The sequence below is a fragment of the Arthrobacter sp. MMS24-T111 genome, from assembly GCF_054888995.1.
Window position 1 is genome coordinate 2,264,073 of sequence record NZ_JBTZRO010000001.1, and the last position, 12,661, is coordinate 2,276,733.

At 66.8% G+C, this 12,661-nt stretch carries 12 protein-coding genes and 1 pseudogene; 5 read left to right on the top strand and 8 right to left on the bottom strand.

Translation table 11 applies throughout. The features are described from left to right. Positions 1–98: 98 nt before the first annotated feature. From ACX5I6_RS10650 to ACX5I6_RS10685, 8 genes and pseudogenes are all read right to left on the bottom strand, one after another. Positions 99–317, bottom strand: a complete 219-nt coding sequence (locus tag ACX5I6_RS10650; RefSeq protein ID WP_188570795.1) for an NF038396 family protein — start codon at positions 315–317, stop codon at positions 99–101. Positions 318–321: 4 nt separating this feature from the next. After that, positions 322–906, bottom strand: a complete 585-nt coding sequence (locus ACX5I6_RS10655) for a dihydrofolate reductase (RefSeq protein ID WP_461840468.1) — start codon at positions 904–906, stop codon at positions 322–324. Continuing rightward, on the bottom strand, positions 903–1,706 hold the full coding sequence (locus tag ACX5I6_RS10660) for a thymidylate synthase (RefSeq protein ID WP_461840469.1): 804 nt from the start codon (positions 1,704–1,706) through the stop codon (positions 903–905). Before ACX5I6_RS10660 ends, ACX5I6_RS10655 begins: the two co-directional genes overlap by 4 nt. Beyond that, positions 1,703–3,313, bottom strand: coding sequence for a hypothetical protein (locus ACX5I6_RS10665; protein ID WP_461840470.1), 1,611 nt, complete (start codon positions 3,311–3,313; stop codon positions 1,703–1,705). Before ACX5I6_RS10665 ends, ACX5I6_RS10660 begins: the two co-directional genes overlap by 4 nt. A 72-nt stretch (positions 3,314–3,385) precedes the next feature. Next, a pseudogene (locus ACX5I6_RS10670) lies at positions 3,386–4,353 on the bottom strand (NUDIX hydrolase). 8 nt (positions 4,354–4,361) lie between these two features. Continuing rightward, positions 4,362–6,611 carry an RNA degradosome polyphosphate kinase gene (locus tag ACX5I6_RS10675; RefSeq protein WP_461840471.1) on the bottom strand — a complete coding sequence of 750 codons (2,250 nt, stop codon included), beginning with the start codon at positions 6,609–6,611 and terminating at the stop codon, positions 4,362–4,364. Between the two features lie 132 nt (positions 6,612–6,743). After that, a complete protein-coding gene (mshD, locus tag ACX5I6_RS10680) occupies positions 6,744–7,712 on the bottom strand; it encodes a mycothiol synthase (protein WP_461840472.1) in 969 nt (322 codons plus the stop codon). A 33-nt stretch (positions 7,713–7,745) separates the two neighbouring features. Next, entirely contained in the window at positions 7,746–8,444 is a 699-nt protein-coding gene (locus tag ACX5I6_RS10685; protein WP_018769102.1) for a winged helix-turn-helix transcriptional regulator, read from the bottom strand. A 340-nt stretch (positions 8,445–8,784) separates the two neighbouring features. Between ACX5I6_RS10685 and ACX5I6_RS10690 the strand changes: the two genes are divergently transcribed. From ACX5I6_RS10690 to ACX5I6_RS10710, 5 genes are all read left to right on the top strand, one after another. Then, positions 8,785–9,552 (top strand): permease, encoded by a 768-nt coding sequence (locus ACX5I6_RS10690; protein ID WP_285248617.1) that lies wholly within the window; start codon positions 8,785–8,787, stop codon positions 9,550–9,552. 171 nt (positions 9,553–9,723) lie between these two features. Further along, positions 9,724–10,332 (top strand): nitrobindin family protein, encoded by a 609-nt coding sequence (locus tag ACX5I6_RS10695; RefSeq protein ID WP_018760487.1) that lies wholly within the window; start codon positions 9,724–9,726, stop codon positions 10,330–10,332. A gap of 17 nt (positions 10,333–10,349) precedes the next feature. Next, the gene (locus ACX5I6_RS10700; protein ID WP_461840473.1) at positions 10,350–11,084 is read left to right on the top strand and encodes a flavodoxin family protein; all 735 of its coding nucleotides are present in this window, start codon (positions 10,350–10,352) and stop codon (positions 11,082–11,084) included. Between the two features lie 58 nt (positions 11,085–11,142). After that, complete coding sequence (gene ygfZ, locus ACX5I6_RS10705) at positions 11,143–12,225, top strand: CAF17-like 4Fe-4S cluster assembly/insertion protein YgfZ (RefSeq protein ID WP_461840474.1); 1,083 nt, start codon at positions 11,143–11,145, stop codon at positions 12,223–12,225. Further along, positions 12,225–12,644, top strand: coding sequence for an ankyrin repeat domain-containing protein (locus ACX5I6_RS10710; RefSeq protein WP_461840475.1), 420 nt, complete (start codon positions 12,225–12,227; stop codon positions 12,642–12,644). Before ygfZ ends, ACX5I6_RS10710 begins: the two co-directional genes overlap by 1 nt. Positions 12,645–12,661 lie beyond the last annotated feature (17 nt).

The following is a 12,661-nucleotide window of genomic DNA, read 5'->3' on the forward strand; positions in this document are numbered from 1 at the left end:
TTCAAAAGCCCCCGGAAAGCTGCGCGCACCAGCCTAGCGCACGGGAAGCACCGCCGGGACGGGGCGCTTTCCCCAGGCAACCTGAAAGTTGGCTGGACCTAACCCCGGTCCGACTGCTCCAACACAGCAGCTTTCCGGGCGCGCAGCGCAAAGAACGCGCCGAAGGTGAACACCTGGGTGACCACCACCAGCACGATGGCCCCGGCGATCTTGTTGCCGCCCAGGATCATGGTCAGCCCCACGATCGCGGACAGCAGGGCCAGCAGTGGCAGCAGCATGTAGCCCAGGACGAACAGGGTTTCGGGTTTCTTCAGCATGTTCCTAGCCCTCGGTCCGTGACCATTTGGTGAATCGGTAGCGTGTGCCGTTGGTGGCCGTCAGCCAGCCGTCCGGCGGGACGGAGGCGGTGGCCTCCCAGCTGGGGCCAAGCTCGGGGGCGAACGTGTCGCCGTCGGCTTTCACATCGATGGTGGTGACCACTGCAACGTTGGCAAGCTCGGTGGACTGGCGGAAGACATCCCCGCCGCCCAGGATCCAGACTGTCTCGCCGCCGTCGACAAACTGCGACTCAAGGAGCGCGTCATCAAGGGAAGGAACCACGACGGCGCCCTCCGCCTCAGGCGTGCCGGCCCAGCTTTTCTGCCGGGTGATGACGATGTTCGTGCGCCCCGGCAGCGGACGGTACTTGTCCGGGAAGGACAGCCAGGTTTTGCGGCCCATGATGACCGGGTGCCCGGTGGTCAGCCGGTTGAAGTGCTTGAGGTCCTCCGGCAGATGCCAGGGCATGTCTCCTTCCATCCCGATGACCCCATCAGAGGTCTGGGCCCAGACCAGGCCCACGCCGGTGATGGAGGAAGCCAGTTCCTCCGTGAAGGACTGCGGATCGGTGAAGTTTTCGGTGCTCATACCGCGATCGGCGCCTTGATGGTGGGGTGGTGCTGGTAGCCCACCACGTCGAAGTCCTCCAGTGTGTAGTCGAAGATCGACGCGGGCTTGCGGGTGATTTTCAGCTGTGGATACTCGTAGGGCTCGCGTTCAAGCTGCTTGAGGACCTGGTCCATGTGGTTTTCGTAGATGTGGACGTCCCCGCCGGTCCAGACAAACTCGCCGGGTTCGAGGCCCACCTGCTGGGCGATCATGCAGGTGAGCAATGCGTAGGAGGCGATGTTGAACGGGACGCCCAGGAACATGTCGGCGGAGCGCTGGTAGAGCTGGCAGGAGAGCTTGCCGTTCGCCACGTAGAACTGGAAGAAGGCGTGGCAGGGCGGGAGCGCCATGTCGTTGAGCTCGGAGACGTTCCAGGCGGACACGAGGTGCCGGCGGGAGTCAGGGTTCGATTTCAGGTTCTCGATGAGTTCGGCGATCTGGTCGATGTGGCCGCCGTCGGGGGTGGGCCAGGAACGCCACTGCACGCCGTAGACCGGGCCCAGGTCGCCGTCTTCGTCGGTCCATTCATTCCAGATGGTGACGCCTTGGTCCGTCATCCACTTGATGTTGGTCTCGCCGCGCAGGAACCACAGAAGTTCCACCGCCACGGACTTGAAGTGGACCCGCTTGGTGGTGATCAGCGGGAAGCTCTTGGAGAGGTCAAAGCGCATCTGGCGGCCGAAAACGCTGGTGGTTCCGGTGCCGGTGCGGTCCGATTTATGGGTGCCGGTGGCCAGGACATCGCGCAGGAGGTCTTCATAAGGCGTAGGGATGCTCACGCCCCAAGTCTACTGGGTGGTCCCAACGAAAGGCTGGCTTCGGGTCCCCGGGCAAGGGCTGAGACCGGGGCCACTGCGATCACTACCGCGGCGGCGGTCAACAAGGCGCCGAGGCCGGACGCCCCCTGCCACACCGCGTCCCATGGGCCCTGGGCGGAAGCCGCCTGCGGCCCAAGGTTGGGCCCCGCGCTCATCAGGAGCAACCCCGCTTGGGCAGCGAAGAAGGCTGTCAGTGTGCGCGCCACACGGTGTACCGTGATGGCCCGGAGGGCGGCGTCGAGTCCCGGGACCTCGGCGGCAACACTGCGGCGCCGCCTCGCAAGCACTAAAGGGACGGCGGCGAGGAGCGCGGTGCCTGCGCCGGTCCACACTGTCACCTCCCACGTCTGCCGCACCGCGAGTTCCGCCTGCCGGCCTGCGACACAGGCGACCACCACCGCCATGACGGCTGCCGCCGCCACAAGAGCCACCATCAAGGCCGGATGCACGGGCTGCCGGGGCCAATGCCGGGGCAGGCCAGCCGAGCCATAATTGCGGTGCATCACCAAGTCCCCGAGTGAAACAACGGCCAGTATCGCAGCCGCCGAAACTGCCGCCACCGGGGCGGCGTGCCCCGTCACCGCCCACGGGACGAAAATGGCCACCGGCACGGGAACGAACGCCGCGAGCCCCATGGCCGGTCCCACTGACACAGCCAGCATGGTTTCGGGCCGGGCATTTACCTGGGCGGCCTTGAGGGGTGGCCGCTGGCCCTGGAGGGCGGGCGGGCGCCAGAAGAGCATCACCGCCAGGACCACCAGGTTCAGGGCACCGGCAGGGTTGGTCCAACTGCCGAGTCCGGTGGCCGGATCGGGGCGCGCTGCGTGGTTTCCGGCGATCGCCCCCAGCCCGGACGCCACAGTTGCCACGGTCCGGAGGAGGCGGTTGCCGGCGATCGTCCGCAGCAGGTCATCCTCCTTCGGGGCCAGCCCGGCGAGAGGGGGCCGGCGGGCGGCCAGCGCCAGGACGAACAACGTTCCCGCCGCCAGGACGATCAGGGCGCCGCCCAGGTACGGTGCCAGTTCCTGGCCGGGGATGCGCCCTTCCCCGCCGAAGGTGGTGAATCCCCCATGGCCGTCGGGCCGTGACTCGTAGGCGCGGGAAGGGAAACCCGGCAGCGCGGACATCCACGCGATGTGCGCCGCGGCTCCCGCGAAGATGGCCGCCACCGTCCATCCAAGGCGGCGGGGAACGATGTCACGGATGCGGCGCCGGGACGCGCCTGGAGCGTCCGGCGTCGACTGCGGCCGTGGATAACTCAGTTGCCCGAGGACATGCGCAGCCAGGCAACCGAGGACCGGCCAAGCAAGGGCGGGAAGGATGGCCGCCGGGATGGTCGCTGAGTGGGGGAGGGGAATGATTCCCGCGTTCGCGGCGGGCACAAGGGAACTGGCAAGCCACCCGATCAGCCCCACCAGAAACGCATGTCGCGACGCCCTTGGGCTGCCATCCCTCGCGCCCCGGATGACCCGCGAGAGGAGCCAGTACACTCCACCGGCCAGAAGAAGCGGCCACAACAGGGCCAGCGGTGGAACGTCGTCGACGACAGCGATAGTGGCAACGTGCACGTTATCCCCCAGAACAGTGCGTGGTCCCCCCAGTCAAGACGGACAAGAGCCCTCGGTCAAGCCGGTGTCCGGCTAGTCGTCGAACGGCTTGAACTGTTCCACAGCCACGATCCGCTTCCTCCCGCCATGGGTTACATGGCACACCACCAGCTCGCCGGGGAGAGGAAGGGCTCGTCCGCGGGCAGCAATTTCGCCAGGTGCGAAGGCATGTGGCCGGCAAGCTGCTTGAGTACTGTCGGCAGGGCCGGCCGGTGGGTGCAGGCAACCACTGGCCGCTGCTTGTCAAAGAGGGATTCGATGACGGCCGCCGTTTTGCGCGGGCTCCGCTGGTGCCTGTGCTCGGTGAGGCCTTCGGCGAGTTTCACCTTCGCCCCGGTGGCCCGTGCGTACGGAGCAACGGTGGCAACGCAGCGCAGCCACGGGCTGGTGACCACCCGCATCGGCTTCCATGCCAGCAGGAGCCGGCCCACGGCCTGGGCCTGCCTGGTCCCGGTGGCAGCCAGCGGCCGCTCGCCCTCGGCCTTGCTCCAGGACGAACGGGGTTTGGCCTTGGCATGGCGGAGTACCACCAGGGGCCACGTGTCCAGGCTGCCGCGCCCATGCGCGTCCCGCAGGTACTCCAAAGGGACGACGTCGGACGGGTTGGATAGCAGGCGGGCTGCCTTGTCAGGGCCGCACCACATCACGCTGTCCACCTCCTTGCCGTCCGGAACAAGCCCATTGCCGTTGACCTTGACCGCCCAGTAGTGGACCTTCTTGAGGCCGGAGGCAACGTGGTAGTGGATGGGCGGCAAGGGAATTCCCAGCGGCGCGTCGAGGCCGATCTCCTCGCGCACCTCCCGGACGGCGCATTCCGGGACCGTCTCGCCGTCGTCGATCTTTCCCTTGGGCCATGACCAGTCGTCATAGCGCGGCCGGTGGATCAACAGGACTTCCAGCCGGTCTTTGTTGACCCGCCACGGGATGGCACCCGCAGCCGTCACGGCAACGGGTTCCCCCGGGTGGTCAGTCTGGTCGGCTACGAGTGCATCGCTCGACAATGCGCTGCCTAGCGCCGGCTCAGGGTGCGCTGCCGCGGCCGGGACGCCAGCAACCAGGACTGGACATCCTCAAGCGGCTTGCCGTCGTCGGATAGGTGGTGCCGGGTCCAGCGGCCTTGGTTGTCCAGGTGCCAGCTGGACGTTTCCGGGTCCATGTAGCGCTGCAGGAGGTCAAGGACATAGGTGATGTCGTCCGCACTGCTCAACTGGACCAGTGCCTCCACCCGGCGGTCCAGGTTGCGGTGCATCATGTCAGCCGAACCGATGTACACCACGGGGTCGCCGCCATTGGCGAAGGCGAAGACCCGTGAGTGTTCGAGGAACCTGCCCAGGATGGAGCGCACGGTGATGTTCTCGCTCAGTCCCGGGACGCCCGGGCGCAGCGAGCAGATGCCTCGGACAATGACGTCCACCTTCACGCCGGCCTGCGATGCACGGTAGAGCGAATCGATGATGGCCTCGTCCACCATCGAGTTCACCTTGATCTGCACCAGGCCGGGAACGCCCGCCCGCGCATTGCGGATCTCGGTCTCGATCCGGTCGATAAGTCCCGACCGGACGGACCGGGGCGCTACGAGCAGACGCTTGAAGGTGGACTTGGGGGCGTAGCCGGAGAGCTGGTTGAAGAGCTTGGAAAGGTCCTCGCCCACCTGGTCGTTCGCGGTCAGAAGGCCCAGGTCCTCGTAGTACCGGGCCGTCCGGGGGTGGTAGTTGCCGGTGCCGATATGGCAGTAGCGGCGCAGCCCGTCAACCTCCTGGCGCACCACCAACGAAAGCTTGCAGTGCGTCTTCAAGCCGACGATGCCGTACACCACATGCACACCTGCCTGCTCCAGCTTCCGGGCCCAGGAGATGTTGGCCTGCTCGTCGAAGCGTGCCTTGATTTCCACCAGGGCCAGAACCTGCTTGCCTGCCTCCGCGGCGTCGATCAGGGCATCCACAATGGGGGAGTCCCCGGACGTACGGTAGAGGGTCTGCTTGATCGCCTGGACCTTGGGATCCGACGCCGCCTGCTCCAGGAACGCCTGCACCGAGGTGGAGAAGGAATCGTACGGGTGGTGCAGCAGGATGTCCCGGCGCCGCATGGCGGCAAAGACGTTGGCGGCCTTGGAGGTTTCGGACTCGTTCAGGTACCGCGAGGTGTGCGGCATGTGCTTGGGGTAGTGGAGGTCGGCGCGGTCGATTCCGGCAATGACCGACAGGCCACGCATGTCCAGCGGCGCGGGAACCGAATACACCTCGGATTCCTCCACCCCCAGTTCGCGGATCAGGAGTGCACGGATGTTCGGGTTGATGTCCGTGGTCACCTCAAGCCGCACCGGAGGGCCGAAGCGGCGGCGCAGCAGTTCCTTCTCCAGCGCCTGCAGGAGGTTCTCGGCGTCGTCCTCCTCCACCTCCACGTCCTCGTTGCGGGTAACGCGGAAGGTATGGTGCTCCAGCACTTCCATGCCCGGGAACAGCTTGTCCAGGTGGACGGCAATGACTTCCTCGAGGGCGATGAACCGTGCCACCCGCCCGGGAACTGCGCCGGCCCGCGGACCGTCGATGGAAATCAGGCGGGGCAGCTGGTCAGGCACTTTGACGCGGGCGAAGAGCTCCTTGTCGCTGACCGGGTTCCGGACCACGACGGCGAGGTTCAGTGACAGCCCGGAGATGTACGGGAACGGGTGCGCAGGGTCCACCGCCAGCGGCGTGAGGATGGGGAAGACCTTCTCGGCAAACATCACGCTGAGTTGCTGCTGGGCGGCGTCGTCCAGTTCGCCCCACTGCATGACGTGGATGTGCTCGTACGCCAGTGCCGGGCGGATCTGGTCGGCGAAAACCTGGGCGTGCCGCTCCTGCAGTCGGTGGGCTTCGTCGCTGATCCGCTCCAGCACCTCCACCGGGCTGAGTCCGGCGGGCGACGGAACGGCCAGGCCTGTGGCGATGCGCCGCTTGAGGCCGGCCACGCGGACCATGAAGAATTCGTCCAGGTTGGACGCGAAGATGGACAGGAAGCTGACGCGTTCCAGGAGGTGAAGGGTAGGGTCTTCGGCCAGCTCCAGCACCCTGGAATTGAAGGCGAGCCAGCTCAGTTCGCGGTCCAGGAAACGGTCCGGCCGGATGTCGCCCTCAGGCTGCAGGTTGGGTGCGAATTCCGGGATGTCGATGCGGTCCTGGGTGGCCCTTGCCGCAGGGACCTCGGAGGAGCCGAAACGCGCCCGGGCAGGCAACGCAACATCCTGGGACGTGGCTGTTCCGGAGGGTTCCGGGTTCATGGCTTCTCCTTATGGCTGGCGCTGTGGTGCCGGCGCTTCCGCCCCGCGCGGCTCCACTCCAACCTTACAAGCATTCCCCGGCCCCACGGCCCTGTTTAACGCACTGCCGGGCTTTGTTCCGGGGCCCTTAACCTAGCCTGCAGCCGGGCCATACATGACGTCCATGTCCCACCGGGTGAACCCCAGCCGCCGGTACAGGGCGACTGCCGCAGTATTGTCCGCATCCACGTACAGCATGACCCCGCTAAGGCCGGAGTCGCGCAGGTGCTTGACGCCGGCGATCGTCAGGGCCTTGCCCAGCCCCAGGCCCTGCGCCTCCGGCGCAACACCCACCACGTACACCTCGCCGATAGCCGGATGCTCCCCGTGGCGCGGGTGGACCTTGGTCCAGTGGTAGCCGAGCAAACGGCCGTCACGGTCTTCGGCGAGGAAGAACCCTGCGGGATCAAACCAGTCCTCTGCCATCCGGGCGTCCAGGTCCGCGCGGGTCAGGTTTCCTTGCTCGGGGTGGTGCGCGAACGCGGCCCGGTTGGCCGCCAGCCACGCCTCCTCATCCTTGCCGGGCACGAAGGCGCGGATGGCCACACCGTCCGGCAGGCCGGCGTCGGGTAGCTCCGCGCCCGCCGTCGTCATCCGCATCTTCCACAATTCGCGCACCGGCGCGTAGCCGTAGCGGGCCGCGAGGTCCGCGGCAGCCTCATGGTTCCCGTGGGACCAGGCTTTCAGCCCGTCGAAGCCCCGCACCTCCCTGAGCGCACCCACCAGCCGGTCCGCCACGCCCTGGTTCCGGTAGGAGGGGTGCACGGCGATTTCCAGGACACCGTTGCCGTCCGTCTCGTCCACCACGACGGCGAACCCGGCCAGGTCCTGGCCGGTGGCGGGATCGGAGTCCTCATCCGGCGCGTACAAGGCCAACGTCAGCAGGGTGTGGTCCGGCGAGTCGCCGGCGCGCATGGTCACCAGGGTCTGTTCGGAGATCGAGGGATTGCCGTCCGATTCCTCGGCCGCCGCGAGGAGGTCGCGGGAGTCTTTCAGGAGTTGCTGGTCAACGCCGCCCCGGACAACATGGACGGGCCACTTCTGCGGATGCGCTGGAGTCATGAGCCAAGGCTATACGGCGACGGCGCGCAGGGCTCAGGCTTCGGTGAGTTCGTCTTCCTGCTGCCTGACCAGGGTGAGGCGGTAGCCCACGTTCCGGACCGTGCTGATCAGGTTCTCGTGGTCCGCGCCAAGCTTCGCGCGAAGCCGGCGGACGTGGACATCCACAGTGCGGGTGCCGCCGTAGTAGTCGTAGCCCCAGACTTCCGTGAGCAGCTGCTGGCGGGTGAAGACGCGGCCGGGGTGCTGCGCCAGGTACTTCAGGAGCTCGAACTCCTTGAAGGTCAGGTTCAGCGGTGCGCCGTTGACGCGTGCCGTGTAGCTTGCTTCGTCGATGATCACACCGGCCGCCCGGATCTCGCTGGGCGCGTCCTCCTGCTCCGGGACGGCCCGCGCTACGGACAGCCGGATGCGGGCTTCCACCTCGGCGGGTCCGGCAGAATCGAGGACGATGTCGTCAACGGCCCACGCCGAGGAAACCGCGGCCATGCCGCCCTCGGTGAGGATCAGGACGAGGGGTGCGCTCAGTCCGGTGGCCTTCAGCAGCTGGGTGAGGGAACGGGCACCCACAAGGTCTTTGCGCGCATCCAGGAGCACGATGTCGCACGGGTCGGTCTCCAGCAGGGCAGTGGGTTCCGCGGGCAGGATGTGGACCCGGTGGTTCAGCAGCTCGAGGGCAGGCAGGATGTCCACCGAAGAACCGGTGCTGTTCGTCAGTAACAGGATGTGCGACATTGTTCCTCCAAGGGCCGTCCGCGCATCATTGGGCGACTGAACCGGATTCTCACCGGCCGGTACGGGCTTCCTGCGGGAGGTTGTTGGACCGTCAGCGCGCCGCCGGCCAGCCACCTCAGCAGGGAGCGTAGCTGAACTTTGAGTATACCCGGCACCCCCTTCCCAGCCACAGATTCGGGCCCCGGACAGGTACGTTTTGCGACATAAGCGGTTCATATAGGGCAGGATTGGACCAGGGCGGACCAGCCCTGCCACGAGGGGGCGGACCAGCCTTCCACCCGACGCCAGGATGGGAAATCAGCGCAGTGAGTGCACCGACAAAACACAGGCCGGGCCCCGGATGACGGCGGAACTGCAGTCACCTGTGCGGTCACTTGGCTCCTGGACCATCGGGGTCGTCGGGATCGCCGGGCTCATTGCCATCATCGCCGGTGTCTATTCCTCCCCGGAAGCCCTCGCCGCCGTCGGCATCCTGATCGCCGCGGCCGTGGGCATCGGGTGGCCGCACTTCCTGCGCATCCCGGCGAAGAAGACCCTGGCCGCCGTGATCGCCCTGCCGGGCGCCGCCGCCGCGGTCTGCGCCTCCTTGGCTCCGCCCCCGGGCTACCTCGACTGGACGCCCGCCTTCGTCGCCCTGGGCATGATGGCCGTCTTCGTGGTCCAACTCATCCGCGGCACCGGCCAGGCCCAACGGCTGGAATCCACCCTGGGGTGCTGCGTGGGTGTCCTCCTGTCCTGCCTCGGCGCCGGCTGGATAGCCGGCGCACGGTTCAACGGTGTCCGCGAAATGCTCCTGGTGGCCGCGATTAGTGCCGCCGTGGCGCTCCTCGCCGGACTCATCCAGTGGCCGGACAGCATCGTCGCGCCCCTGGGCGTTGTGCTGGCCGGCCTGGCAGGTCCGCTCGCCGGTCTGGTCCTGTCCGATATCGCTGTCCTGCCAGCCGCCGTCTTCGGCGTTATCGTCGGTGCGGTCCTGGCCAGCTTCCGCAGGCTGGCGACACTGCGCGGCGCACCGTTGAATATGCTGGCAGCGTTGAGCATGGGCCTGGCGCCGGTGTCAGCCGTCGGATCCCTGGCGTACTTCATAGACAAACTACTCATCTACTAACGGGTTAGGATTGCACCATGTCCGTACTTGCATTTGAAATCTTCTTCCTCGTCCTGCTCGGTATCGCGAGCGTTTCCATGGCCTGGTTTGCCGGTTTCGTGGTCTACCGCCTCTTCAAGGGCCAGAAGTAGCCACATCCTTTCCCCCTGCCGTATCTCGAGGTAATAGACAGTGCCCATTGAGATTCCCACAGACCTGACCCCCGAACTCGTCCCCCTTTCCTGGCTCATTGGTGAGTGGGAAGGACGCGGCCGGCTGGGCAGCGGTGACGAGGATTCCGAGCATTTCCTGCAGCACGTCTCCTTCACCCACAACGGCCTGCCGTACCTCCAGTACCGCGCCGAAAGCTGGTTGACCGACGACGACGGCACGCGGCTGCGGCCGCTCACCGTCGAGACCGGCTTCTGGGCGCTGGAGCGCAAGCAGCTGGACGCCGACGGCGGCCCGGGGCTGGTGCCGGCCGACATCGTTCCCGTGTTGAAAAGCGCCGACGAGGTGGAAGCGCTGCGCAACAAGGACGGCGGCTTCGACATTTCCGTATCCATCGCCCACCCCGGCGGCATCACGGAGCTGTACTACGGCCAGATCAAGGGACCACAGATCCAGCTGACCACCGACATGGTGATGCGCGGCAGCCATTCCAAGGATTACAGTGCCGCCACCCGGATCTTCGGCCTGGTGGACGGGAACCTTTTGTGGCGGTGGGACGTGGCAACGGGTGGAGAGGCCGGGAAAGGGCTGGAGGCCCACGCCTCTGCATTCCTGAAAAGAGTTTCCTGACCCGGAAAGGCACCGCCATGGAAGACGGAACGGAACACGCAGGCAAGCCCACCAGCTACAGCGACCTCAAGGCCGTCTTCTTCAACGGCACCCTGAAGAAGTCACCCCAGACCTCCAACACCGAAGGGCTGATCACCATCAGCCGCCGGATCATGGAGAAGCAGGGCGTCAGCACCAGGCTCATCCGCACTGTCGATCACGACATTGCCACGGGCGTCTACCCAGACATGACCGAGCACGGCTGGGCCACCGATGAATGGCCGGAGATTTACCCCGCCGTCCAGGAAGCGGACATCGTGGTGGTGGCCGGGCCCATCTGGCTGGGCGACAACTCGTCCCAGACCAAGAAGCTGATCGAGCGCCTCTACGCCCACTCCGGCCAGCTCAACAGCCAGGGCCAGTGGGCGTTCTACCCGAAAGTCGGCGGCTGCCTCATCACCGGAAACGAGGACGGCATCAAGCACTGCGCCATGAACGTCCTCTACAGCCTGCAGCACATCGGGTTTACCATCCCGCCGCAGGCCGACGCCGGGTGGATCGGGCCGGTAGGGCCCGGCCCCAGCTACCTGGACGAGGGCTCCGGCGGCCCGGAGACAGACTTCACCAACCGGAACACGACGTTCATGACCTGGAACCTCCTGCACCTGGCCCGGATCCTCAAGGATGCCGGGGGCTACCCGGCCTACGGCAACCTGCCCGGTGAATGGGCGGCCGGTACGCGGTTCGATTTCGAGAACCCGGAATACCGCTAGCGTTGGCTGAAGCTTCACACCCCGGAATACCCCGTTGCTAAAGGACGTTGCCGCCAATATGAGTACGCCCAGCCCTTTGTTGTCGCGTCCCGGCGCCGTGGAGGCCGCCGGCCCTGACGCCGGTGTCGCCGCCCACTACGGCGAGCCTTTGCGCGAGCAGCGCGCACTTGCTGCCGGAACCGCCGTCGTCGACCTGTCACACCGCGGTGTGGTCACCGTCACCGGACCGGACCGGCTGAGCTGGCTCAACACCCTCTCGTCCCAGCAGGTGGCAGCCCTGGCGCCGGGTGAGTCCAGCGAACTGCTGCTCCTCAGCGTCCAGGGGCGCATCGACTTTGACGCCAGGGTTGTTGACGACGGCGGGACCACCTGGCTGATCGTGGAGGCCGCCGAGGCTGCACCGCTGGCCGAGTACTTGAACCGGATGAAGTTCATGCTGCGGGTGGAGATCGCCGACGTCTCCGCCGATTGGGCCGTGGTGGGCAGCACCACAGCCGTTTCCGAATGGGCCGGACGCCTTGCCTGGCAGGATCCCTGGCCGCATGTCTCGGCGGGCGGGTACTCCTACGCCACTGTGTCCGAGGAAAGCCACCCGGGCCTTGAGCGTCCGTGGTTCGAATACCTCATCCCCGCCGCGGAACTCGAGGCCGCCGTCGCCGGCCGCCCGCTGGCCGGAGTGCTCGCAGCGGAAGCCCTCCGTGTCGCTGCCTGGCGTCCCAGGATCGGCGCAGAAACCGATGACAAGACCATCCCGCACGAACTCGACCTGCTGCGCACCGCGGTGCACTTGGCCAAGGGCTGCTACAAGGGGCAGGAAACCATCGCCCGCGTGCACAATCTTGGCCACCCGCCGCGCCGGCTCGTCTTCCTGCAGTTGGACGGTTCGCAGCACACGCTGCCCGCGGCCGGCAGCCCGGTCATGGCAGGGGAGCGCAAAGTGGGGACCGTGACAACCGTTGCCCAACACCACGAGATGGGTCCCGTGGCGCTGGCGGTCATAAAGCGTTCGGTGGCGCCGGATGAAATACTGACGGTCCTGGACGGCGATGAACCGTATCCGGCCGTCCAGGAGCTCATTGTCGCCCCCGACGCCGGCCAGGTTGTTGGGCGGCAGACCGGATTCCTGAGAGGGCCTCGCTGATGACAGACCACACCGCACCGGGTACTGCGCCGGCGGCCACGGAGGACAACGATGCCGCGGTGGCGCTGGCGCACTCGCTGTTCCAGGCCGCCCGTGACGGCAACGACGCCCTGCTTGGCGCCTACCTTGAGGCCGGGGCGCCGGCAACCATGACCAACGCCACAGGAGACTCCCTGCTGATGCTGGCCGCGTACCACGGCCACGCCGATACGGTGGAGTTGCTCCTTAAGCACGGCGCCGACGCCAACACTGCCAACGACCGTGGCCAGACCCCGCTTGCCGGGGCCGCCTTCAAGGGCTACCCGGACGTGGCCCGGGTCCTGCTGGGGGCTGGAGCCGATCCGGATGCCGGAGCGCCGTCGGCCCGGGCCGCGGCGCAAATGTTCGCCCGCGCGGAGATCCTGGATCTGCTGGGCTAGCGCCTTCGCCGGGGCCG